Consider the following 24,313-nt stretch of genomic DNA (forward strand, 5'->3'; position numbering starts at 1 on the left):
TAATAGCCACATGGCAAAGCCTAAGCATAAATCAGATAACTCTATTGCAGTTAATAAAAAAGCCCGACACGATTACTTTATCGAAGAAAAAATTGAGGTTGGACTGGTTTTAGAGGGCTGGGAAGTCAAAAGCTTGCGGTCAAAAAGTGTACAATTAAAAGAAAGTTATGTGCTAGTAAAAAATATGGAAGCTTGGTTACAGGGCGCACATATAAGTCCTCTACCTTCAGTTTCTACCCACAAAGTAGCGGACCCTACCCGTATTCGCAAGCTACTCATGCACAAAAAAGAACTGGCGAGATTAATTGGTGCTGTAGATCGCAAAGGTTTCACACTCGTACCATTATCCATGTACTGGAAAAAGGGCAAGGCAAAACTAGAAATCGGTCTTGCCAAAGGAAAACAAAAACAAGATAAACGTGCCAGTATTAAGGAAAGAGATTGGCAGCGTGATAAGCAACGACTGTTAAAACTTGGCAAATGAATTAACTAACTTTATGTGACACCTTACTACAGCATAAATTAGATTCTATGCTGTATGTTATAAATGTTTCTTTTAGTTAGTTTTTTACTCCGCAGTTAAAAATACCAGACTTAGATTCTTTTTGAGTGGCCTCCAAACAATCAGAGTAAGAACCAAATTCACCTACTACCGTTGAAGTCTTTGAGTTAGAGCTCGCATACACTTCTCCCACCCATTTTCCACTTGCAGAACCACCGTCATCACCACAAGCTGTAAGCAATAGCGTTACGGCAAATGAAATACATACTAAAAACTTAGGTAACATTAGATATCTCCACATAGTTTATCCTTGGGTTGATTCTTGGGGTTGTGCAAAATTGTGTAAATTAAGACTTGGCAAAATGTAACGAAATTCGAGCTAGTCAGCAACCGTTTACGAAATATTCGCATTGATTATTCATGCTAATCTTTCGACCAGACGCAGCCCGCCTCACTTTCCTGCTGAATCTTGTTCAAAAAAGCATCATGCGCCTGTAACTCCTCATCACTAGCATAAATTACTTTCAATGCTTCACGATTAGCATCAAGTCCAGCTTGCGCACTATTTCGTTTGCTCGCAGAATCTGCATTTGCCGCCAAACTAAGGGTAGTTTGCCCACCGGTTAAGGCAAGATACACATCTGCAAGAATTTGCGCATCAAGCAAAGCGCCATGCAGCTCTCTATGAGAGTTATCAATCTCGTAACGCTTACATAAGGCATCTAAATTATTTTTTTGCCCGGGGTGCATTTTTCTTGCCATGCCAAGTGAATCAATGACTTTGCAGCAACTATTGATATCAGTAATGCGATGTCCCATTTTTTTAAGTTCAGCATTAATGAAACCCACATCAAAACTGGCATTGTGAATAATTAATTCAGCATCAGCGACAAATTCTATAAAGTCATCAGCGATACTTGCAAACTTTGGCTTGTCAGCAAGAAAATCGAGCGATATACCATGTACTTCTTGTGCGCCTGCATCAATTTCACGCTCGGGATTTAGAAATTGGTGGAACAATTGGTCCGTTGTGCGACGATGCAAAACTTCTACACAGCCAATTTCAATAATTCGATGCCCTTGTGAAACTTCTAGGCCCGTAGTCTCTGTGTCGAGTACAACTTGTCGCATATCAAAATGTGTATGTTTTAAAAAAATCTACAATAACAGATTATCAATCGCATCATTTGCCAATTGATCTACTTGTTCGTTTTCAGTGTGGCCACTATGCCCTTTGACCCACTCCCAAGTAACATTATGTTGTTCAACTAATTTATCTAACTGTTTCCATAAGTCTTCATTCTTTACAGGTTTTTTTGCAGCCGTTTTCCAACCATTACTTTTCCAATTTGCCAGCCACTGTTGAATGCCATCCATAACGTATCTTGAATCGGTGGTGACATGAACGGCACAAGATTTAGTTAGCTTTTCAAATGCAGAAATTACCGCTTGTAATTCCATTCGATTATTTGTTGTCTCTTTTGATGCCCCGTTTATACGAGTCTCTTTGTTAGCATAGCGAAGTATTGCACCCCAGCCACCCGGACCTGGATTGCCCCTGCAAGCACCATCGGTAAAGATCTCAACTCGATTTTCGGACATATTTACTCTGCCTGGCGGTAGGTTCAGTGACATTCACCGGAATCATACGACGTCGCGGCTTCCATGGCTGCGGTATAGGTGTCAGTGTAAGCTCACGCTTCTTCGCTATAAATATCTGCAACCCGCCTAAACGTCCTAAACCCACTTTCTCAGCTTTACTCAAAAACTGCATCCGTTGTTGAAAACGCAAATTCTGAATGGGTGGTTGTAAACCTACATGCTCAATCGTCATAACTTTAAAACCTAATAGCGAAAGCCAATCTTTCAACCTTCTTTGTGTATAGAAATGAGCTGCCCAGGGTGCCCGCTGACTGCGCATAAATACCAGTTTACTCAAGCCCATCATGCTAAATGGATTAAAACCAATTATTACTAAGTGTCCTTCAGAAATAAGTACACGATGAATCTCACGCAGCACCTGGTGCGGCTTAGGTGAAATATCTAATGTATGAGGTAAAACAATTAAATCTAAAGTATTTTGCGGAAACGGCAAAGCTAGTGGCGTGGCAGCAACATTACCTTGCTCAGTATTTAAGGTCATGTATATTTTTTGCCCAATCTTACTACTAGAAATTAGATCTATCTCATCCGCTAAACCACCAATTTGCAATGCATGGTAACCAAACAAACTCGGCAACAACTTATCTAACTTAATTAATAAGTCTTTGTATAAATTTTGTCCTGCAGGTGTTTCATACCACCCCTGTAATTGTTGTGTATATTTAGCCGAATTAAAAAGCACGGATTCTTCCATGTATTAATTCTACCTTAAAACAGATGCTTGGAACGCAAACTTTTCATACTAGATCAGAGCCTCATTATGGTTAGCAAAAATCCCACTAAATTTAATAGTTGATCTATTTATATTGTCTCTTTATGCTTCGCGGCCATGAAGGAGCACAAGAACAGTCTAGCTATAGTACTCTTGACTTTCTCTGTAGTAGCTTGCACACACTCTCCAACAAACACCGAATTTGACAACCCCGCAGTATCCGAAAATGCGGATGCATTAGTCCAAAAAGCAGATTTTATTAGTCCACCACTACTTAGCGATACTCTAGATAATAATGTACTAGCCAATACTAGAAACCATCATCTCATATGGCAACATTTTGAAAATAAATTTGCCTTAACGAATTCATATGATCACCCACATGTTGTTCAGCAAAAAGATAAGTTTTTAGACAAAAGCAAATATTTAGAGAGAGTAACCAAACGCTCTGAGCCCTTTATTCACTTCGTTTTAAGTGAAATTGAAAATCGAAATATGCCCGCAGAACTCGCTATCTTACCGATAGTTGAGAGTGGTTATTACCCTAGAGCTCGTTCGCGCGCGCGCGCCGAAGGACTATGGCAAATTATGCCGTACACAGCCAAAGACCTTGGCTTAAAACGTTCAGTAGGCTACGACGGCCGTCATGATGTTTACGCATCCACTTCTGCAGCACTCGATTATCTTGAACAAATGTACAGCAAATTTGATGAAGATTGGTTACTTGCACTCGCTGCGTATAACGCCGGCCCACAACGTGTTATCAATGCACTGAAAAAAACCAACGCTCACAACAGTGATGTTTACTGGGATTTGAAATTACCACGCGAAACACGCGAGTACGTTCCTAAAATTTTAGCTTTATGCGCAATTATAAAAGACAAAGAACTCAGTAGCACTTTGCTGCACCCAATTGAAGACACTGCTTATTTAGAATCTATTAAACTTAGTAAACGCATCTCACCTGCAAAATTAATACAAGCTGCGAATGCCAACGAAACTGAGATAAAATTACTAAACCCTGCAATACGAAATCTTAGTACACCGATCGCAGCAGGCTACCATTTACTTGTACCCAAACGTGATGCAGAATTATTAGCGCTTGCTATAGATAACATGCAAGAAGCACCTCAACCTACATGGGCAAATCATAGAATTAATCGCGGCGAGTCGCTAAGTGGAATAGCGAGACGATATGGCACCACTATTGGCGCCTTGCGCGAAGCAAACAACATGCAGAATAATAAAATAGTTGCAGGACGTAATTTAGTAATACCACTTCGCCAAACATCTCATAAACAAATTGCGGCGCAAGCTACGCCCAAACCTAATCGCACTCACGTTAAGCCCGGCAGAACCGTCGATGAACCTTACATCTACGTTGTCGCCATGGGTGATAGCTTTTGGAAAATCGCAAATCGTAACAACACCACAGTTAAAAGATTGTTTGAGATTAACGGTCGCAGCGCCGATAAGCCGCTTCAACCTGGCGAAACCATCTTAGTAGATTAAGATCACCGCCTCCTAGCATCTCATCTCACTAGCTTCTATAGCCTTCAAAATGGAAGGAATATCACATAATTCACTGATTTTAATGACTTACGTCCCTAAAATACGATAACTCGTCGCACTCTAGGCCAGCGCATATAGTCGCCTTAGCAGGGTCTGTAGTATGCTCCAAAGCCTTGTAATGCCAATACACTTGGTATGGAAATCAGCACCTTAGAGATGCCTAGTAAATAGGTAATTGCTTGGATGTGTTTTGGAATAACTAACCCTGGCTGGCAATTAATCTACCAGGAAAAGTCATCGATAACTCATGGAACAAATGGATGTGCAAATAAGTCGAGCACCAGACTTGAATAAGCATCATGCTATACATGCTTAGAGAAAATAAAATCAATTCAACATGGTTTGCGCTAAGCCTATTGGTTTCAGTGTTAACCGCCATATTTCTTTGGGTGACTCAACCACCAATCTTAGTCACCCAAGTTGCCGTCATCTCTTTAATCTCAATGGTCGCGCTCGCTTGGGCTTTTATGGATTCGTCTAGCAAAGGTATATCAGACACATCACAAACAGATGCAGCCAGCCGATTTGAATCTCGCAATAATCAACGCAGTGTAGGACTTAAGCTGCAAGGCTTAGGACAGTTAAACTTAGCATTTGAAAAGTTTAAGCAATGCGCACATAACCACGACACGGCTAACTTGTTGTATAACTTAGCAACTGATTTTCAAATCAAAGGTGAACCAAAAAACGCTAAAAAAACATTTGAATTTATCTCAACTTTTGAACCTAACTTTAAAGATGTGCAGGAACGCATTGCATTTTTCAATGGAGATACAATACCTGGAAATTTTGTTGCCAATGAAAACCCAAATAAAGAAATTTTACAAAAAGAAACTCCAGAAAAAATAACTCCAGAACCCGTTATACAATCGCAGCCAACGATAAGCGATAAGACAATTGCTTCAGGAAAAACCATAATTGTAGCTCCGGAGCAAGAGCCAGAAAAAGAAGCCGTACTGTATGATGAATTAAGTGAGTACCCAACACTTTATGGTAGCCGTTATAAAGTTAAAAACGCATTAGGCCAAGGCACCACGGGGGCTGTATTTAAAGGTAAAGACATTGTCACTGATCAAATTATCGCCATCAAGGTTCTCAACCTATCATCAGAACTGGAAGCCAATCAGCTAGAAGAATATAAATTTCGTTTTCATAGAGAAATCGAAACTGCTGGCAATTTAAGCCACCCCAATATAGTAAAAATTCTCGATAGCGGCGAAACTGATGGTTTTGCTTATATTGCTATGGAATATGTTGCGGGGATCAATCTGCGAGGTTACGCACGCGCAGATAGCTTACTACACCCCAAAACCGTGTTAAAAATCATAGCTCAATGCGCGGATGCCCTCGCTTATTCTCATAAACAAGATCTTATCCACAGGGACATCAAACCAGCAAATATCATCTATAACCAAACCGATGATTACGTTAAGCTTACAGACTTTGGTATAGCAAGAATTCCTGATTCAACTAGAACGCGTGCTGGATCCATTTTAGGCACACCCTTATATATGTCGCCAGAACAACTGGCTGGTGAAAGGTTAGATGCACGTTCAGACCTGTATTCATTGGGAGTAACCCTATACCATCTATTAACAGGCTCGCCACCGTTCCGACCAAAAACAATGGCTGAGTTGATGCGCTCTATCACACAAGAACAACATAAAGATATTTCTGAAATCAACCCTAGCACACCATCATGCATAGCCTGGACCGTAAACAAAGCACTCGAAAAAGCACCAGACAAACGATTCCAATCTGCTGCAAGCATGGCCAACAAATTACGCGAATGCGAGATGATGTTAGATAGTTTATGAATCTCAAAGGTACACTAGAAATCGCAGGCCGTTCTAATGTGGGGTTAGTGCGAACAAACAATGAAGACAAGATTGGTGAAGACCAAGAAATAGGTTTAGTAGTTCTTGCCGATGGCATGGGAGGCTATAAGAGTGGCGAAGTCGCAAGTGAAATAGCGGTAAACACGATTCTTGAAGAATTGCGCTCATCAATACCAGATCTTCCTCCTGGTGAAATTGACGAGCAAACGGGTTACACAAAAGAAAGTTTAGCGGCTAGAAATTCTGTGGTTAAAGCAAACGAAGCTATTTTTTCCATGAGTAGCAATGAAGCGCAATATCGCGGCATGGGAACAACCTTAGTAATGGGTATTTTTTACGATAACCAAATCACTATTGCTCATGTTGGTGACTCTAGAATGTATCGCTTCCGCGATGGCAAATTACAACAAATCACCGTAGACCATACATTATTACAAGAACTTGTAGATCGCGGCTTCTACACACAAGAAGAAGCCAATACCTCGTTAAATAAAAACCTAGTTACACGTGCATTAGGCATCGAAGGCAGCATAGCGGTTGACATTAAAGAAGACTTAGCAATGCCTGGTGACATCTACCTTTTGTGCTCCGATGGTCTGACAGACATGGTCGATGATCAGGAAATTCATGCAACCGTAACAGCCTTTAGAGACAATCTAGATAAGTTAGCTGACAAACTTGTCGCCATAGCTAATGATAACGGTGGCCGTGACAATGTCTCGGTTTTGTTAGCACAACCAAATAAAGAATTCCCAGGCAAGAAAAACTGGAAATCAAAATTCGGTAAATTATTGTCGAAATAGATTATGAGCACACCAAAACTAATTATAAGTCTTGATGAAAAAATCGTTGATGAGATCCCAATTGAAAAAGAGATCATCACTATTGGCAGACGTACGGATAACGATCTATGTCTAGATAACTTAGGCATCAGTGGATACCATTCACAAATCAGTACCGTACTAGATGATTGTTTTTTAGAAGACCTAGATAGTACCAATGGCACTTTTGTGAACTCAAAAATTGTCAAAAAACATGCGCTCAAAGATGGCGATATCATCGATATTGGCAATCATCGAATCAAGTATGTGAATCACTTAGCATCTAGTTCAGCTAACAGTGAATTTGAAAAAACACTGATTATGACTGCCACTACTGAGAGAAAGAATGCACTTAAAGAAGAGCAAGACCTGCAAGCTTTAGAGCATCAAATTAACCAGCTTGAAGATGCAATGTGTGACCCTCGTGCTACTGACGAAAATGTAGCGGATTCTTCAGACCAAACAAACGAAGATAACAACAACGAAATTGATGATTCACGCAGCAAAGAAACTACGAGTAGAAAATTTGAGAAGGCCATATCATCCAACCCTGTAGAAAGTTCTATATCTAGTGACGTAGATGATATTCAAATAAACTCACAACCTCCCTCTTCAAGTATTGGTCGTATTCAAATACTGAACGGGAAAAATAGTGGCAAAGAAATTGCGCTAGACAAATCTTTAACCACAGTGGGGAAACCTGACATAGCAGTTGTGGGAATAACCAAACGAAATACTGGCTACTTCATCATGCACATTGATGGAAATAAAAATACTCCATCAAAACTCAATGGCGAAGTGATCGGCGCAAAAGCAGAACCTATTGAAGATCACGACATTATTGATGTAGCAGGAATCAAACTAGAATTTTTCGTCGAGTAACCTAGCACGAACCTGTGTCTGCAAGAGATGCATCCGAACATGCTTTTCAGTTAAAAGCCTTCTTTTCCTAAACATCTACATTCGACCGTTAGGGGTCACTTAATACTTCTGAACTAGCTGAAATCAGCAGTCAAATCAATTTTAGTAACATCTGGTGATATTCTGGGATTAATCTTAGTTCTAGAAATCAATGCTTTGCATTAATTTACAAGTTCACATCCTATCTCAGTAAAGAAAATTGAAAATAAGCCGATATTCTTAGATATTTTGTAAATTATGTGCGTATGAAAATACTGTGAATACAACATTTAAACACATTGATACGTCTGATCTAAAACGAATACGAAAGATTGCAAAAAAAACTATAGATCATAGTTATCGATACTTTCTTGATGATGTATCGGTTGATCACTACCTAGAAAGTGGTCATCTTGAGACATACTTAAATACTAATATTAATAATACTTGGTCATTACATCAGGATAATAATATTCTTGGCTTTTCTGTATGCATTGATAACGTAATAGATTTTATGGTGATTGATTCAGATCATCATCGCCAAGGACTTGGAACAATATTGCTTCAACACTGCGAAGGTCTCTTGTTTGAAAATCACCACGTCATTGCACTTGAAAGTTTTGAGAAAAACACAAAAGCATATGAATTTTATGAAGCTAACAATTGGGAAAAAATAGCTAAATACAAAGATTCTAAATACAATGAAGTGAAGTATATATTTCGCAAGCGTCTTCTTTCTGATACAAACTTATAACACTTTTTTATACACTGAAATCAATCAGTCAAGCTACTTTTTCTGGTGGCACTAACTTAGGTACTGCAGCTAGCAGCTTTTTTGTATATTCATGCTGAGGATTAGTTAGCACCTGCACCACATCACCTTCCTCTACTATTTTACCTTGATACATCACTGCTACACGGTCTGCAAAATAAGCCACCACTGACATATTATGGGTAATAAACAAATAACTAATACCCAAACGCGCCTGCAAATCATTCAGTAGATCTAATATCTGCGCCTGCACGGAAACATCTAATGCACTGGTAGGCTCATCACAAATAATTATTTTAGGATTTACCGCTAATGCTCTAGCAATACAGATACGTTGACGTTGCCCACCCGAAAATTCATGCGGATATCGTAAATGCGTATCTTTAGAAAGCCCTACTTGTTCTAGAAGCTCCAATACTCGTTTTTTACGGGCTGTGGAATCGGCCAACACATTAAGTGCTTTCATTCCTTCTTCAATAATGTCTCCAATCAGCATGCGTGGATTCATAGAAGAATAAGGATCTTGGAAAACAATTTGCAGATTGGTTCGCTGCTCTAGTAACTGTTGTTTATCAATCTTATGGATTGGCAACCCTAAGTACAAAACTTCACCTGAAGTGGGTTGCACTAAACGCAATATGCCTTTACCAACAGTAGTCTTGCCACTTCCCGACTCACCCACGAGTGCAACGGTTTGTCCTGGTGGGATTTCTAGCGAAACACCATCAACCGCCTTCACATGGCCAACGGTACGCTTAAATATTCCTTTCTTGATCGGGAAATGTACTTTTAAATCTGTAACACGCAAGCTGTCTTTTGCTGTGACCTGTTGGCCTACAGTTTTTTCAGTTTTATTGGCTGCCAACAAAGGCTTGCCGCGCTTCTCCATTGCTGGCAAAGCCGAAAATAAATCCCAGCTATAATCATGCTGAGGATTAGAGAAAAATATTTCATTACTCGATTGCTCGACAATCTTGCCTTGCTTCATCACCGCTACGTGATCTGCTACCTGCTTCACCACGCCTAAATCATGAGTAATAAACAAAATGGCCATTTTAAATTTCTGTTGCAGTTCGTTAATCAAGTCCAATACGCGTGCTTGAATGGTTACATCTAACGCAGTGGTTGGCTCATCAGCAATTAATAACTTTGGTTCACAGGCTAAGGCGATCGCAATCATTACGCGTTGCTTCATGCCGCCAGATAACTCGTGTGCAAACGTATCTATGGTATGTGCAGGATTCTTAATATTCACTGCATCCAATAAATCTAATGCTCGTTGCCTTGCTTGCGCTTTAGTCATCCCCTTATGACGAATCAACACTTCTGATATTTGCTTGCCGACTTTGACCACTGGATTTAATGAAGTCATCGGCTCTTGAAAAATCATTGAAATGCCGCTACCTCGAATATCGCGCATTTCTCGCTCCGGAAGTGACAATAAATCTTGACTACCAAAATGAACTGAACCCGTCGTTACACGTGCAGTTTCTGGAAGCAAGCGTATCGTAGACAATGCAGTAATAGATTTACCACTTCCTGATTCACCTACCAATGCGAATGTTTCACCTTCATTCACTTCAAAACTCACACTATCCACTACCGTAAGCTTGCGACCTCCTGATTCAAAAACAGTACTTAAATTCTCAATTCGCAATAGCGGAGATGATTTTGGTTGTTTACCTAAAGTTGACATATTCTCAGACACATTTATTGTTTAGCTATTATGACTTGGCAATTCTAGGGTCTAATGCATCACGCACGACATCCGCAAATAAATTCGCAAATAACACCATCGTGAACATAAAGAACAATGAAGCCGCTAGAGACCACCACACTACAGGCTCCCGTGCCATTTCAAGTCGCGCACTGTTAATCATATTGCCCCAACTATTCATGGTTGGATCGACTCCTATATTGATGTAAGACAACACCGCCTCAGCTAAAACTAATCCGCTAAAATCAAGCACTATGGTAATCAAAACGATATGCATCATATTAGGCAAAATATGGCGGAATATAGTTTGCGCTGGCCCAACACCAAATGCAGATGCCGCTTGAACAAAGTCTACTTCTCGCAACTTAAGTGTTTCAGCACGTAATAATCGACATAAACCTGTCCAGCTAGTTAGACCCAAAATAAGACACAAGAACAATAAACGCAGATCTGCGCGCTGGGTAAGGCTAGCAAACTCTTCTGCATGTTTACCCATGTAAACATTTAACATCAGAACTGCTGCAGCAATTAATAATACTCCAGGAATAGAATTCAAAGTCGTGTACAGATATTGAATAACATCATCAATCCAACCACGGAAATAACCCGCCATAATTCCCAGTGTAATCGCAAACGGTAACATTAATAATGTTGTTAACGTGCCAATTACAACACCTGTGCGAATACTCTTTAAAGCTTGGTATAAAACATCTTCCCCAACTTTATCTGTACCTAAAACATGATATTTAGTGGCCCACTCCGCCCCCACTAATAAAATTGCCAACAAGGCGGCCAAAGTAGCCGCAATAGTGCGCCATGGAATATCTGATTCACCACACGAGATATTTTTAATTACAGTAGAAAATAATTTCTTAGTGCGAACCGACATAATCAGACACAGCAACACCATCAGCACCAACCAAACTACGAATGCTTTAACAATTCCGGCAACCGCTAAGCGTAAAATATCAGCACTTTTCTCCTGCTCTGGGTTTTCTAGATGAACACCGCCCCAAGTTAGACGCGGATACTCGCGCATCTTTGTACCATCCTCTAATTGCACGGTTTCTTTAGCAAACAAATACGCCGCGAATGGTGCTGAATAAGTTTTTTCAGTGCTATTGCGAATATCTGCAACAATAAGATCAAATACACTTTGTATTTCACCACTATATTGAGTTTCCATATCCGCTGAAGAGTTTTCAACTTTAGGATGGAAGTGCATAGAATCAAGAATACCGATACTGATGTATACCAACAAAACTATCATCGAGATCACACCCGCTTTGCTACGAACCACTTGTCTCCAAGGTTTACGCAAGTGCGGTTTGCGCATGGCGTACATGAAGAAAGCGAAGATAACAAACACTAATACAAAAATTAGCACATCCGTTATCAAAAACACTGGCTTAGCAAACATATTTAATCAAATCCCAGCATCAGTTCAACCTTACTCTGGGGTCCACCACAGTGTATGAAATATCTGTTAACAGTAGGCCAATGATGTACAAAACAGCACCCAAGAAAACCATCGAACGTACGATAGAAAAATCTTGTCTATTAATTGCATCAATAGTGTAACTTCCTAAACCAGGTATACCAAAAAACGATTCCGTAATCAGACTCCCCATAAATAACAATGGAAGAATCACGACCACACCCGTAAGAATAGGAATCATTGCATTGCGCAACACATGCTTGAACAGCACCATTTGTTCTGAAATTCCTTTCGCACGTGCTGTACGCACATAATCTTTATTAATTTCTTCTAGAAATATAGTGCGATACCAACGCGTACTCGACCCTATTCCACCGACAATACCAATCAATACCGGTAGGATTAAAAACTTTATACCAAACATACCATCTTCGAACCCAGAAATCGGCACCACGCGCAATATCTTACCCATGACAAATTGCCCACCAATAATGTAAAACAGACTTGATATAGACATTAGTGCCACGCATATCACTACTGCCCAATAATCGATATAGGTGCCACGGAAAAAGGCAATCAACAATGCCAAAGAAATCGTTACCAGCAATCCGATAATTAATTGCGGTACAGCAATCGCTAAACTTGGCCACATACGCTGACTGATATCAAAGCTAATATCTCTACCACTATCTGAACGTCCAAAATCGAACACAAACAAACGCACTGACTTAGTGTAAAAAATAGTTTTTGTTATTTTTTCAGCACCTTCCTCTTCCGCATTATAAAAAAGCGGTTGATGATATCCGCGCTCAGATTTCCAATCTTCAATCTGTTCTTCCGTCACATGCTTTTGACCTAAAAACATACGCGCCATATCATCTGGAGAATTCACAACAAAAAATAACAAGAATGTAAGAACGTTCACGCCAATAAGAATCGGAATCGCATATAAGATGCGGCGGATAATGTAGGCAATCATTTCAAAGTGCTCCGCTCACGTTTTCTAAAAGAAATCACTGCAGGTATTAACGAAGCTAATAAAAATAATCCGATAAATATTAATGGCCAGTAATTGGGCTTATTCCACGCTTCACGTTTAGCTTGCCGCGCTTCACCTACCACACGTTTATATTTCAAAAGATTATTTGCCATTAAATTCGGTTTTACGTTTTGGTACCAATCATGAAACAAAGAAAATGCTTTAGGGTGGAAACCCCATAACCAAGGCGCATCTTGTTGGACAAGATTTGTCATCTCTTTAATAATAGCTAAACGTCCTGGTCCGTTTTGAATGTTTTTCATTTTTTCAAAAAGTCGATCGAATTCCGGATTAGCGTAATTCGCTGCATTTTCACCATGCTCCTTTACCTTCCCATTTGGACCATATAAAAGGAAAAAGAAATTCTCTGGGTCTGGGTAATCTGCATTCCAACCCCACTGAAATATTTGACTCGTACCGTTACGCATTTTCTCCTGGAAACGATTGTAGTCTGTAGCACGTATTACTAGTTGTATGCCAAGCTTTTGATATTGTTTACGCATCCAATTTAATTGCGCTTTTGCATCAGGACCTGCAGAAGGTGTATCAAAATTTAACACCAAAGGTTTATTAGTTTTCGGATCAATTCCGCCTTCATAACCTGCTTGCTTCATTAGATCTATGGCAACCTCAATATCTTTTCTTTTAGGTTCGCCAAATTTCCAGTCATATACAAATGGATTAAGACCTGCTTCACCCTCTATATTTCCAAATATGCCTGGAGGGATTGGGCTCTGCGCAGCAACACCACGGCCATTCGCAAAAATAGAAATGTATTCTTCGTAATCAACAGCAATAGATATCGCACGGCGCAACAACCGAGATTGTTCTGACTCACCCCCTACAACAGGATCAATCATATTAAAGCCCATATAAAGAATAGAAGTCGTAACCGCTGTTGCGAGCTGGATACCTTTCTCTTGCATTAATTCTGTTAACTGCAAGTCGCCACCCGAACCAAATTGAATAGCCTGATCAAAACTATCCGAAGACACACTAGAAGCATCGTAATAGCCTTGCAAAAACTTGCTCCAATACGGAATAGTTTCTTTTTCTAAGCTGTAAACCGCTTTATCTACCAATGGCAGACGTTTCCCCGCATCTTTTAGCAACCCATTCTCTCGGTCTTCTGTCTCACCTTCGGAAGGATAACGCTCATCATGAAAGTTAGGATTCTTTTCCATCACCATGCGCAAGTTTGGATTGTTTTCCGTCAACATGTATGGCCCGGTACCAACTGGATACCAATTGAGAGAAATATTGCGTTCCTCCATACCATCTTGCGCATAAAACTTTTCAGCTTCCCATGGCATAGGAGCAAAGAACGGCATTGCCATCCAATAAACTAGTTGTGGATACTTGCCTTTAATTCGAACTCGATATGTATAACGATCTACTACAGACACCCCCGTGAGTTTAATATCTCGTAGATCTTGCCAACCTTCATTTGGATTTGGATATATCTCACTGGCTTGTTTACGAAACTCGTCAAAGCCAACAATGTATTCACGCATTACGCCTGCAATGGGGGAATGCAAATAAGGACTCGCTACTCTTTTAATTTGATACACATAATCTTCAGCAGTGAGCTCTCGTGAACCTGTTGCTTCAAAATCACTTAACGTATGGATTTCTTCTAAATCTTTTTCAATTAAATTTAAATTAACCGAATTTCCCTCGTCATTTTTTGCAAATGCAGGATGAGGTTGAAATTGAATACCTTTATTTATTTTGATTGTATATTCTGAAAACTGAATACTATCTATTGCGTTTTCATCCACCAGCACTTCGTTCTCACCAAAATAACGCACCTCAGGCAACCGAGAAGCCGTAAGTGGAACCAATGTGTACGGGCGCAATAAATAATGATATTGCAATGGTGGCTCATATATTTGCGCTATAAATTGGTATTCATTAGAACTGTATGAACTAACAGGATCTAAGCGTTTAGGTCGTTCACTAAACGAAGAATAGATAACGTTTGCTGTATCACCTTGGCGATCACTAGGATAAGGATTATTCCATACACCCTCACTACATGCGTTAAGCAAAAACGCTGTGAAGGTAATAATTAGAATTGCTGAACGACTGCTCACGTGATGAGTTTATGATAATCTAACAGTTAAAGATTATTCTTCCCTTAAACGTAAATTGAGTGGCAGTATTATAGACTGTTTAGCAGTAAATGTAGTTCAGTCTTAACAAGACTAACAGTACAACTTTTAACCTCTACGAAAATATAAATCGGAATACAACATGGGATTTTTAGCAGGAAAACGCGCCTTAATCGTCGGCATAGCAAGTAACCGCTCAATCGCTTGGGGCATCGCTGAAGCAATGAAACGCGAAGGTGCCGAATTAGCCTTTACCTACCAAAACGAAAAGCTTCAAGGTCGTGTTGAAAAGTTTGCAGCCGAATGTGGGGCTAAAATTACCTTACCCTGTGACCTTGGAAATGATGACGATATAACCCAATTATTCACTGAGTTAGGCAAATCTTGGGATAGTCTCGATATTGTAGTCCACTCTGCCGCATTTGCTCCTAAAGAAGAATTAGCTGGAGACTTTGTAGACCTCACCACCCGAGAAGGCTCAAAAATAGCGCATGACATCAGCAGCTACAGCCTCACCGCTCTAGCAAAAGCGGCTAGACCCATGATGAAAGGAACCAATGGCGCCATTGTTTCACTTACTTATATGGGCTCCGTACGCGCCATGCCTAATTACAATGTTATGGGCCTCGCCAAGGCCAGTTTAGAGGCCAATATTCGCTACATGGCCTATGCCTTAGGTCCTGATGGTATACGAGTTAACGGCATTTCCGCGGGCCCAATTCGCACCCTTGCCGCAGCCGGAATTAGTGATTTCAGAAAAATGCTTGATCACGTAGAAGAAAATGCCCCGCTACGTAAAAACGTAACCATCCAAGAAGTGGGTAACACTGCTGCATTCTTATGCTCTGATTTAGCTAGCGGAATCACTGGTGAAATTACCTATGTCGATGCAGGATTTAATATTGTAGGGATGTCTGGGTACGGCCGTTAAGAAAAACGCAAGTGCAGAAACTGCACGACTGCATGGAAGCAAGAGAAGGAGATGTCACTTGCCTGAATCTATTCAAACACCTGCTCCGTGGCATCTATGGGTAATCGGTGTAATTGCGCTTTTATGGAATGCAATGGGAGCATTCGACTACGTCATGTCGCAATCTAAAAACGAAGCTTATATGAAGATGTTCACCCCTGAACAACTTGAATATTTTTATAGCTTTCCCTCTTGGTCTGTAGCTTTGTGGGCCATTGCAGTTTGGGGTGGTATGCTAGGCTGCATTCTCTTGTTGCTAAGAAATAAATTAGCAGTATGCACATTTTTAATTTCTTTGATATGCATGACACTCAACACCATTTACATCTATGCTTTTACAAATGGCATTGAAATCATGGGCGATCCATTTTCACTAGTATTTAGTGCTGCGATATTTTTAGTGGCTGTATTTTTATATGTATACTCGAAAAAAATACAGGCTAACAATATTATTGTTTAATGCTAGGAACATCCATACTTTTTTATCAACGCAGCATTGGTTGTGCCTTGCACAATCATACTAAACACAACAACACCAAATACTGCTGACTGTATCGTCCACCAGTAAGGTAACGTTGTTGGTAATGACAATACTAACGCAATCGCGATTGCACCACGCATCCCACCCCACACTAGAAGAATTTGCCAGCCCATTGAAATATTATTTTCTAACGGTTTTGTGACTAAACTACAAATTATTACCGCAACCATTCTTGCAATGAGTGAAGCGACAATCGCAATTATTATTGCAAGCCAACGCTCGGAAAACATATTTAATGTTACTACCAGCCCCATCAACACAAACAGAAAACTGTTAAAAAATAATCCCAACCACTCCCATGTTTCTCCAATACCTTTAGTCAGAGCAGCGTCTGCTTTGTCTAATGTAAATCGTGTAGTCAATGCTGCAATAGTAACGGCCAGTATTCCAGAGACATGAAAAAGATGTTCTGCACAATAAAAACTTGCAAAAGCCGTAAGTACTAAAATAAATTTGCTTGCAGTTGAGTTTGAAATAAAAACAATAACCAATGATGCTAACAACCCCACCAGCAAACCCACAACAATGCCTCCAAAAAATACAGATGCAAAGTAACCTATATAGTTTGATCCTTCTGGCCAAGTTTGAGTTGCAAAACCCAATACAATCGTAAATAACACAATCCCCGCAGCATCATTAAACAAACTCTCACCTTCAAACAAGGTAGTTAAATCATCGGGCGCATTGTTTGCATGCAGTTGAGAAATTACCGCTACAGGGTCCGTTGCAGCAAGAATAGCGCCAGTTAGCAGTGCTGCTATCCAAGGGAAACCTGCAGAGTGGCCAATACCTAAGTAAATGAGCGCCGCAGTTACAACACAACTAATTAATACACCAACAATGGCTAACACCAAGACTGGAATAACCCATTTTTTTAATAAACTTAGTTTGAGATTCCAAGCGGCTTCAAAAATCAGCACTGGCAAAACAATAAAGAATATAATGTCCTGAAGATTATACGCGCGAACACCGGTATCTATATTAATAAACTCAAGACTCAAGCCCATTAACAAACCCACCAGTGCACAAGAAAGTGTTAACTCAAGTTTTAATATACGATTAACTAATAGCCCAACAATAGTTAATCCACTTAATATAAGAATCTGGCCTGTGACAGAAATTATCATTTTTTTAAATACAGTTATTATAAAATGAAGAAAAAATTACCCAATACATTAATCATAGACCACATTTTGACACATTAACTTTCATTTTAAGCTGATAACTAAAATTAGTGAAATATTATGGAAGGAAATTAACCATCGAAAGAGTACACTAAGCCAATATGGCAACACATCATGCAAACCCTGGTGAAATCGTTGACCTGCAAACATGGGCTGCGGATTTACCTAAAGAACACACAAAAGCTATCGTCAAAACAAGCGGATTGGAGCTTATTAGAATAGTATTGCCTGCTGGGAAAGGCATCCCCAATCACAAAGTATCAGGGCCAATTTCAATACAATGTATATCAGGAAAGGTTGCAATTACTACCATGGGCGCCACACAAGAATTAAATTACAACCAATTACTACATCTTATGCCAGGCGAACCTCATTCTCTGAAAGCAACAGAAGATTCTGTGGTGTTGTTAACAATTATTTTTAAATAATTTATAAAATATTTATAACGAATCAATTTGATTATTTGATGGTAATTGCGAGCCACGCCATATTGAAAATAAAGCAGGGAATACAAATAGCACCATAATTAATGCAGAAGCTACTCCACCAATCATAGGGGCAGCGATTCGTTTCATAACATCTGCACCCGTTCCTGTGCTTAGCATTATTGGCAATAAACCTATAAAAGTAGATAACCACGTCATAAGCATTGGACGTATTCGTTGACTTGCGCCATCAATAATGGCTTCTTGCAAATCAATGCGTGAATTCAAGCGATTTTCATTGAGTCGATTACGCCATGCAATATCGAGATATAGCATCATTAATAAACCGAGTTCAATGGCTAAACCAGCAACAGCAATCATCCCAACCGCCACTGCAACACTTAGTTTGTAGTCCAATACTGCAAGTAACCAAATACTCCCCACTAAAGAGAATAATAGAGCTGTCATAACTAACAATGTTTCTACTAATGATTTTCGATGCATAAATAACATAAAAAATATAAAAAATAGTGTTAGCGGAATGAGGATTTTTAGTTTCGCTTTCGCTCTTTCAAAATATTTAAATTGCCCTGCCCATGCCAAACGATACCCTGAAGGAATAGTAACTTTCTCATCTACTACTTGTTTTGCTTGTTTTACGTAATCTGCTATACCGACTGTATCTTTAACATCAACAAAGACAAATCCGACAAGTTGGCCATCTTCATTCCGCAACATTGGAGGCCCAGTTCTAAACTGAATGTTCGCTACTTGAGTAATTGGAATTTGTGCCCCATCTGACGTGGGAATTAACACGCGCTCAAGTGCATCCACACTATCGCGGTACTCACGCGCATAACGCACTAAGATTCCATATCGTTCTCGCCCTTCTACTGTTTCACTTACCTTAATTCCTCCCATTGCAGCTTCAATTACACTTTGCACATCCCCAATGTTCAAACCAAATCGAGCAGCCGCTGCACGATCAATATCAAAATCAAGGAAATACCCCCCTGTAGTTCGCTCTGCGAATGCACTTCGTGTATTGGATGCAGTACGTGAATCATCTAGCAATGCTCGCTCAATATTTACAGCCGTTTTTTCAATCTGCGCTAAATCAGCACCAAAAACTTTTATACCAAGCGTGGAACGAATGCCTGTAGCAAGCATTTCTGTTCGTGTTTGTATCGGCATCCACCAAATATTCGGCATACCAGGAAATTGCATAGCAGCATCCATCTCATCGATAAGTTTGTCCCACGTCATATTCGCACGCCACTCACTTTTAGGCTTTAACATGATATTGGTTTCCATCATCGATAATGGCGCAGGATCAGTTGGACTCGAGCTACGACCTACTTTACCGAACACAAGCTCTACTTCAGGAAATTTTAACAATTCCCGATCCATCGTTTGCATGACACGCGTGGCCTCACCAATTGACATTCCGGGTAACGCAGTAGGCATATAAAGAATGCTGCCTTCATTCAATGGCGGCATAAATTCGCTGCCTAATTGACGGTATGCAGGTAGGGTAAATACCATCGCAATTCCTGCTGCTGCCAACACGAACCATCGCCACCTTACCGCGAGCCTAACGAGTGGAACGTAACCTGCCTTCAAGCTACGATTTAACCAGCCTGTGTCGCCACGAATTCGACCTCTAATGACGAGAACTGCAAGCGCTGGTATTAACGTAACAGACAACAATGCTGCAAAACCCATTGAATAAGATTTTGTAAAAGCAAGAGGTTTAAACAATCTACCCTCGGTACCCTCTAATACAAATACAGGCAAGAATGAGACTGTAATAATTAGTAGCGAGAAGAATATACTTGGACCAACTTCTTGCATTGCTTTTATGATTAAGCTTGTCCGTGCTTCACCTTGTACATTTTCACCCTGAAGTTTTTTATGAATGTTGTCAATTATTACAATTGCCGCATCCACCATTGCACCAATAGCAACTGCAATACCTCCTAGCGACATAATGTTTGCAGTGAGTCCTTGATAATACATTGGGATGAATGCAAGAAGTATTGCAATAGGCAATGTTACAATTGCAACTAATGCTGAACGAACATGTAATAGGAAAATTATGATTACCAATGAAACAATAAATATTTCTTCCAACAATGTTTTCTTTAAAGTATCTATTGCACGCTCGATCAAACTTGAACGATCATAAACCGTTACAAGTTCAACTCCTTTAGGCAAACCTGCCTGCAATTCCTTAATTCGTTTTTTTACATTATCAATCACCGTTAATGCATTTTCTCCATAACGCATTACAACAATCCCACCCACTGCAATACCTTCTCCATTAAGATCAGCTTGACCACGCTGTAACGCAGGACCCAAACTAACCGTTGCGATATCGGCAACGCGGATAGGAACACCACCTGTACCAATACCTAACACAACCTCTTCCAAATCTTTTACAGATTTCACATAACCACGACCCCGAATAAATTGCTCATGACCCGCAATTTCTAAAACTCGTCCACCGACATCATTATTCGAACTACGCACTGCAGCAGTAACTTTATTAAGGGGAATTTTATATGCCGCAAGTTTGTTAGGGTCAACATTAATCTGATACTCTTTTTCAAAGCCTCCAACCGATGCAACTTCTGCAACACCCTCTACCGCCTCTAACGCATAGCGCAAATTAAAATCTTGTATTGAGCGCAAATCTGCCAAGCTTTGATTTCCAGATTTATCAACCAGCGCATACTGATAGACCCAACCAACACCGGTTGCATCAGGACCCAATGTAGGTCTCACACCATCAGGCAAATCTTCTGTGGCAGAATTTAGATATTCAAGCACACGGGAACGCGCCCAATAAATATCTGTGCCCTCTTCAAATATTGCATACACAAATGACAAACCCATAAAGCTTTGGCCACGCACAAAATCAACATTTGGAGCGGCTAAAAGTGTTGTAGTGAGTGGGTAGGTGATTTGATCTTCTACGAGATCTGGACTACGTCCTGGCCATTCAGTAAAAACGATAACTTGCACATCCGACAGATCGGGAATGGCATCCAGTGGTGCATTCATGAGTGAGCGATAGCCCCAAAAGGCTGCTGCACATACAATCATTAATGTAAGCAGCCAATTTCGTGCAGATACTTCAATAAGTTTTTCTAACAATCCATGGCGTACCGATACATCGTTATCACTTACCATTGATCTATACCCGCTTTTAGTTTTGTTTCAGAAGCAATTAAGAAATTGCCTGAAGTGACCACAATATCTCCTAGTTCTAAGCCGTCTACAATTTCAATTACGTTATTTACACGCCTTCCAGTTTTTACTTTTACGGGTTTGAGTTTTCCTTCACCTAAGTCGACAAATACCACACGACTATCACCTGCAATCATGACAGCCTCTTCAGGCACCACGAGACGGTGGCCAAACTCAGCCACTAATTTAACTTCAGCATACATATCAGGTTTTAATGCACCATTTTCATTATCAAGATTCAAACGTATACGCGCAGTACGACTATCACCCTCAAGATAGGGATAGATGTAATCGACGGTTGCCTCAATAGTTTTCGAAGGCAAGTAAGGCAACGTTATAGTTGCCGCCATTCCTTCTTGAATGAGCTCTAAATCAGCTTCATATACTTCTGCCTCAACCCATACCTGTGACAAGTCTGCAATTCGAAATAATGTTTCCCCCATTTTTATTGCGCCACCTTCTTCAACATTTTTTTCAACTATTGTTCCACTTGAAGATGCATAAATTGGGATGTATTCGCGAGGTCGGTCACGTTTTTCGAGTGCTTTAATTTCCCAAGAAGACATATCCCATAACTTTAAACGTTGACGTGCAGCAATTAACAAGCTGTCGTCTGAGCCACGTCGCGCTAAACGTTTTAGAGTTTCGAGATATTCTTGTTGCGCGGCTAAAAGCTCAGGACTGTATACCGTAAATAACATTTCACCTTTTTTTACTTGAGCACCCACATAGTCTGCAGAGAGCTCGCCCACCCATGCATCAAATTTTAAAGTAACATTACTCAATCGGCGTTCGTCATAAGTCACACTCCCAACAGCCCGAATCTCTTTGCGCATATCACCGTGTATAGCTTTCCCGGTTTCTATGCCAATCATTTGTCTGCGACGATTGTCGATAGTGATAGTTTTAGAAGTGACATCATCATGTGTCACCGCTACCAAATTCATACTGCAAATCGGGCAAGCTCCTGGTGTTGCTGATTTAACAGAGGGGTGCATCGCACAGGTATAGTGAGAAATTCCACTAGGAGTCGATACGATTTGTGTAAGCCCTGGTTCACCTGTTTTAAAACCAAGAATTAGATCACCGTGGCCCAATGACTCTGTTTCTATATCAATAGCTAATGCCCACTCTCCGACTTGCTCCAGCGTAACAGTCCCTTGCAATTGCCCAGGCTGTGTGGATTTAAGCTCAATAGGAATGTTAATCGGTATCTCATTTGAATCTTGCTCAAACTGCACTACAGCACGCCCTTGAATAGGACCAACAAGTTGATCATTTTGATCTCGTATCCAAATCGATAGTGTATGAACTCCAGTCTCAGGAGTTACAGGATCCATTACTGTACGTATACGATAATTTCCAACCGTAACAAATTCTTGAGGGTCAAGCTTTAAGGTAGAAAGCTCTTGAGACTTTTCAGACCCCATAGTTTCTGCATCGCCGCCCTGCATAGGATTCCAATAAAACAACCCCGCACCAATTATCACAACGAGCACTACAACAATACTAATAATATTATTTATATTAGTTTTCATAATCTACTCCTGCGCTAAATGCAACGCGCCCATCAAGTCCGTTACCTGTCCAACGCTCTAGATCTGCTACACGACTAAAGTAATTTGCACGATTACGCTCTAATGCTTCTTCTGTTATAAGTTTCTTTTGCTCAGCAGTTATCACAGATAAAAAGCTCCCTGCTCCACTTTCATAGTCTGCAAGCGCTGCACTTAAATATTCATTTGCTAATGGCACTAAAGAGTCTTCGTAAAGCTCAATGGCCTCAGAAGATTCAATAGTTTCCGCATACGCTCTGGCTAATTCACCAAGCAGTTGCGCGCGCTGGTCAACTAACTTCATTTTCAAACTGTGTTCATTCGCCTTTGCCTGACTTAAAGCCGCTTTGCGTTTACTACGATCGAAGGGAACGTTAATAGACACGCCTACAATTGGACGTTTGTCATGCGCATTCCACAAACTGTTATAACCAGCAAAAAATTGTAGATCGGGATAAAAATCTTTCTCAGCCAAATCAATGCGAGCCGTATTTGCAGCCACTTGTGCGTCTATGCGTTTTAACTCTGGATGCAGCTCAAGCGCTCTTTGCTCTAGTGAAGCCAAGGTGGGTATAGGTGTTTGAATAGCTACATCCGCGACAGATGGAAGTGGTGTATTCGGATTCTGATTCAGTAAGGTATTTATTTGCGCCTGGATAGAAGTTTTTAATCGAATTAGCTGCAATCCATGTCTATCCAGGTTTCTTTGCTCAACTTCAGCTTGCAATACATCTTGTTGTAATGCGCGCCCTGCTGCATACCGTGTTTCAGCAACGGCTCGTAATTCTTCTAGCAGCTCACTGGTTGATTCGTGAATCTGCAATGATCGATTTACAAAGTACCATTCAGCGTAAGCTGACTTTGTTAATGCAATAAGACGCAATCGCAAGGCATTCACATCCTCATGCGCAACTTTTGATTCTTGAAGTGCTTCTTGTTCTCGCGCGGCAAGTGTGCCAGGCCACGGCACTTTCTGGCTTAGTTTAATATTTTGGTTTAATCCTCTACCATCATCAGCGTCTAATGTTTTTGGCGCAAACCCATAACTAAAAGTAGGATCGTCCAAAGAACGAGCAGGATCTATCTGATACTTTGCAGCTTCTTCAATGGCAAGAAGTGCTTCAATACCTGGATTTCGGTCCAGCACCAAATTAACCAGACTATCAGCAGCAATAAGCTCGCTGTTGTTTTGATCGGCATGATGCCCGTGCTCTGCACTAACCCAGCCCGGCACTAATAAAAATACAAATAAACTAAATAATAATTTTTTTCGATTTGATACGGCATCCATATGCCAC

The 24,313-nt window shown here is 40.4% G+C and carries 21 protein-coding genes; 9 read left to right on the top strand and 12 right to left on the bottom strand.

Annotated elements, in window-relative coordinates; translation table 11 throughout:
- Positions 1-10: 10 nt before the first annotated feature.
- Complete coding sequence (smpB, locus tag GKR92_05985) at positions 11-484, top strand: SsrA-binding protein SmpB (GenBank protein QMU61268.1); 474 nt, start codon at positions 11-13, stop codon at positions 482-484.
- A gap of 76 nt (positions 485-560) precedes the next feature.
- On the opposite strand, the gene GKR92_05990 is transcribed toward smpB, so the two are convergent.
- The 4 genes from GKR92_05990 to GKR92_06005 form a co-directional block, all read right to left on the bottom strand.
- Entirely contained in the window at positions 561-788 is a 228-nt protein-coding gene (locus GKR92_05990) for a hypothetical protein (GenBank protein QMU61269.1), read from the bottom strand.
- A gap of 137 nt (positions 789-925) precedes the next feature.
- Positions 926-1,633, bottom strand: coding sequence for a DNA polymerase III subunit epsilon (gene dnaQ, locus GKR92_05995; GenBank protein ID QMU61270.1), 708 nt, complete (start codon positions 1,631-1,633; stop codon positions 926-928).
- A 27-nt stretch (positions 1,634-1,660) separates the two neighbouring features.
- On the bottom strand, positions 1,661-2,104 hold the full coding sequence (gene rnhA, locus GKR92_06000) for a ribonuclease HI (GenBank protein ID QMU61271.1): 444 nt from the start codon (positions 2,102-2,104) through the stop codon (positions 1,661-1,663).
- Positions 2,085-2,858, bottom strand: coding sequence for a methyltransferase domain-containing protein (locus GKR92_06005; GenBank protein QMU61272.1), 774 nt, complete (start codon positions 2,856-2,858; stop codon positions 2,085-2,087). The genes rnhA and GKR92_06005 overlap by 20 nt, the downstream gene beginning before the upstream one ends.
- Before the next feature lie 135 nt (positions 2,859-2,993).
- Between GKR92_06005 and GKR92_06010 the strand changes: the two genes are divergently transcribed.
- The 5 genes from GKR92_06010 to GKR92_06030 all read left to right on the top strand — a co-directional run bounded on the left by GKR92_06010 (position 2,994) and on the right by GKR92_06030 (position 8,761).
- Complete coding sequence (locus tag GKR92_06010) at positions 2,994-4,388, top strand: transglycosylase SLT domain-containing protein (protein ID QMU61273.1); 1,395 nt, start codon at positions 2,994-2,996, stop codon at positions 4,386-4,388.
- 359 nt (positions 4,389-4,747) lie between these two features.
- Complete coding sequence (locus GKR92_06015) at positions 4,748-6,265, top strand: protein kinase (protein ID QMU61274.1); 1,518 nt, start codon at positions 4,748-4,750, stop codon at positions 6,263-6,265.
- Complete coding sequence (locus tag GKR92_06020; protein QMU61275.1) at positions 6,262-7,089, top strand: Stp1/IreP family PP2C-type Ser/Thr phosphatase; 828 nt, start codon at positions 6,262-6,264, stop codon at positions 7,087-7,089. The genes GKR92_06015 and GKR92_06020 overlap by 4 nt, the downstream gene beginning before the upstream one ends.
- A 3-nt stretch (positions 7,090-7,092) precedes the next feature.
- Positions 7,093-7,989 (top strand): FHA domain-containing protein, encoded by an 897-nt coding sequence (locus GKR92_06025; GenBank protein ID QMU61276.1) that lies wholly within the window; start codon positions 7,093-7,095, stop codon positions 7,987-7,989.
- Positions 7,990-8,251: 262 nt separating this feature from the next.
- Positions 8,252-8,761 (top strand): GNAT family N-acetyltransferase, encoded by a 510-nt coding sequence (locus tag GKR92_06030; GenBank protein ID QMU61277.1) that lies wholly within the window; start codon positions 8,252-8,254, stop codon positions 8,759-8,761.
- Between the two features lie 28 nt (positions 8,762-8,789).
- Here the strand turns inward: GKR92_06030 and GKR92_06035 are convergent, their stop codons facing one another.
- Genes GKR92_06035 through GKR92_06050 form a run of 4 tightly spaced genes read right to left on the bottom strand, consistent with a single transcriptional unit; the run spans position 8,790 to position 15,024 of the window.
- A complete protein-coding gene (locus GKR92_06035) occupies positions 8,790-10,475 on the bottom strand; it encodes a dipeptide ABC transporter ATP-binding protein (protein QMU62730.1) in 1,686 nt (561 codons plus the stop codon).
- Between the two features lie 28 nt (positions 10,476-10,503).
- Positions 10,504-11,916 (bottom strand): ABC transporter permease subunit, encoded by a 1,413-nt coding sequence (locus GKR92_06040; protein QMU61278.1) that lies wholly within the window; start codon positions 11,914-11,916, stop codon positions 10,504-10,506.
- A 19-nt stretch (positions 11,917-11,935) separates the two neighbouring features.
- Entirely contained in the window at positions 11,936-12,913 is a 978-nt protein-coding gene (locus GKR92_06045) for an ABC transporter permease subunit (protein ID QMU61279.1), read from the bottom strand.
- Positions 12,910-15,024, bottom strand: coding sequence for a peptide ABC transporter substrate-binding protein (locus GKR92_06050; GenBank protein QMU62731.1), 2,115 nt, complete (start codon positions 15,022-15,024; stop codon positions 12,910-12,912). Before GKR92_06050 ends, GKR92_06045 begins: the two co-directional genes overlap by 4 nt.
- 205 nt (positions 15,025-15,229) lie before the next feature.
- Here GKR92_06050 and GKR92_06055 point away from each other — a divergent pair, with 205 nt between their 5' ends.
- Both GKR92_06055 and GKR92_06060 read left to right on the top strand, forming a co-directional pair.
- Positions 15,230-16,018 (top strand): SDR family oxidoreductase, encoded by a 789-nt coding sequence (locus GKR92_06055; protein QMU61280.1) that lies wholly within the window; start codon positions 15,230-15,232, stop codon positions 16,016-16,018.
- Between the two features lie 58 nt (positions 16,019-16,076).
- On the top strand, positions 16,077-16,517 hold the full coding sequence (locus tag GKR92_06060; protein QMU61281.1) for a hypothetical protein: 441 nt from the start codon (positions 16,077-16,079) through the stop codon (positions 16,515-16,517).
- A gap of 2 nt (positions 16,518-16,519) precedes the next feature.
- Here the strand turns inward: GKR92_06060 and GKR92_06065 are convergent, their stop codons facing one another.
- Positions 16,520-17,725 carry a sodium:proton antiporter gene (locus GKR92_06065; GenBank protein QMU61282.1) on the bottom strand — a complete coding sequence of 402 codons (1,206 nt, stop codon included), beginning with the start codon at positions 17,723-17,725 and terminating at the stop codon, positions 16,520-16,522.
- A 158-nt stretch (positions 17,726-17,883) separates the two neighbouring features.
- Between GKR92_06065 and GKR92_06070 the strand changes: the two genes are divergently transcribed.
- Positions 17,884-18,210, top strand: coding sequence for a hypothetical protein (locus GKR92_06070; GenBank protein QMU61283.1), 327 nt, complete (start codon positions 17,884-17,886; stop codon positions 18,208-18,210).
- Between the two features lie 12 nt (positions 18,211-18,222).
- On the opposite strand, the gene GKR92_06075 is transcribed toward GKR92_06070, so the two are convergent.
- The 3 genes from GKR92_06075 to GKR92_06085 are packed head-to-tail and all read right to left on the bottom strand — an operon-like array spanning position 18,223 to position 24,306.
- Positions 18,223-21,402, bottom strand: coding sequence for a CusA/CzcA family heavy metal efflux RND transporter (locus tag GKR92_06075; protein QMU61284.1), 3,180 nt, complete (start codon positions 21,400-21,402; stop codon positions 18,223-18,225).
- A complete protein-coding gene (locus tag GKR92_06080; GenBank protein QMU61285.1) occupies positions 21,396-22,997 on the bottom strand; it encodes an efflux RND transporter periplasmic adaptor subunit in 1,602 nt (533 codons plus the stop codon). Before GKR92_06080 ends, GKR92_06075 begins: the two co-directional genes overlap by 7 nt.
- Entirely contained in the window at positions 22,987-24,306 is a 1,320-nt protein-coding gene (locus GKR92_06085; protein QMU61286.1) for a TolC family protein, read from the bottom strand. Before GKR92_06085 ends, GKR92_06080 begins: the two co-directional genes overlap by 11 nt.
- Positions 24,307-24,313: the final 7 nt, after the last annotated feature.

This window comes from Gammaproteobacteria bacterium (genome assembly GCA_014075255.1).
In the GTDB taxonomy this organism is placed as follows: domain Bacteria; phylum Pseudomonadota; class Gammaproteobacteria; order UBA4575; family UBA4575; genus JABDMD01.

Bases quoted from the DNA above. Each gene is read 5' to 3' on its own strand.
- smpB (QMU61268.1), top strand. From the start codon at position 11: ATGGCAAAGCCTAAGCATAAATCAGATAACTCTATTGCAGTTAATAAA.
- GKR92_05990 (QMU61269.1), bottom strand. From the start codon at position 788: ATGTTACCTAAGTTTTTAGTATGTATTTCATTTGCCGTAACGCTATTG.
- dnaQ (QMU61270.1), bottom strand. From the start codon at position 1,633: ATGCGACAAGTTGTACTCGACACAGAGACTACGGGCCTAGAAGTTTCA.
- rnhA (QMU61271.1), bottom strand. From the start codon at position 2,104: ATGTCCGAAAATCGAGTTGAGATCTTTACCGATGGTGCTTGCAGGGGC.
- GKR92_06005 (QMU61272.1), bottom strand. From the start codon at position 2,858: ATGGAAGAATCCGTGCTTTTTAATTCGGCTAAATATACACAACAATTA.
- GKR92_06010 (QMU61273.1), top strand. From the start codon at position 2,994: ATGAAGGAGCACAAGAACAGTCTAGCTATAGTACTCTTGACTTTCTCT.
- GKR92_06015 (QMU61274.1), top strand. From the start codon at position 4,748: ATGCTATACATGCTTAGAGAAAATAAAATCAATTCAACATGGTTTGCG.
- GKR92_06020 (QMU61275.1), top strand. From the start codon at position 6,262: ATGAATCTCAAAGGTACACTAGAAATCGCAGGCCGTTCTAATGTGGGG.
- GKR92_06025 (QMU61276.1), top strand. From the start codon at position 7,093: ATGAGCACACCAAAACTAATTATAAGTCTTGATGAAAAAATCGTTGAT.
- GKR92_06035 (QMU62730.1), bottom strand. From the start codon at position 10,475: ATGTCAACTTTAGGTAAACAACCAAAATCATCTCCGCTATTGCGAATT.
- GKR92_06040 (QMU61278.1), bottom strand. From the start codon at position 11,916: ATGTTTGCTAAGCCAGTGTTTTTGATAACGGATGTGCTAATTTTTGTA.
- GKR92_06045 (QMU61279.1), bottom strand. From the start codon at position 12,913: ATGATTGCCTACATTATCCGCCGCATCTTATATGCGATTCCGATTCTT.
- GKR92_06055 (QMU61280.1), top strand. From the start codon at position 15,230: ATGGGATTTTTAGCAGGAAAACGCGCCTTAATCGTCGGCATAGCAAGT.
- GKR92_06065 (QMU61282.1), bottom strand. From the start codon at position 17,725: ATGATAATTTCTGTCACAGGCCAGATTCTTATATTAAGTGGATTAACT.
- GKR92_06070 (QMU61283.1), top strand. From the start codon at position 17,884: ATGGCAACACATCATGCAAACCCTGGTGAAATCGTTGACCTGCAAACA.
- GKR92_06075 (QMU61284.1), bottom strand. From the start codon at position 21,402: ATGGTAAGTGATAACGATGTATCGGTACGCCATGGATTGTTAGAAAAA.
- GKR92_06080 (QMU61285.1), bottom strand. From the start codon at position 22,997: ATGAAAACTAATATAAATAATATTATTAGTATTGTTGTAGTGCTCGTT.
- GKR92_06085 (QMU61286.1), bottom strand. From the start codon at position 24,306: ATGGATGCCGTATCAAATCGAAAAAAATTATTATTTAGTTTATTTGTA.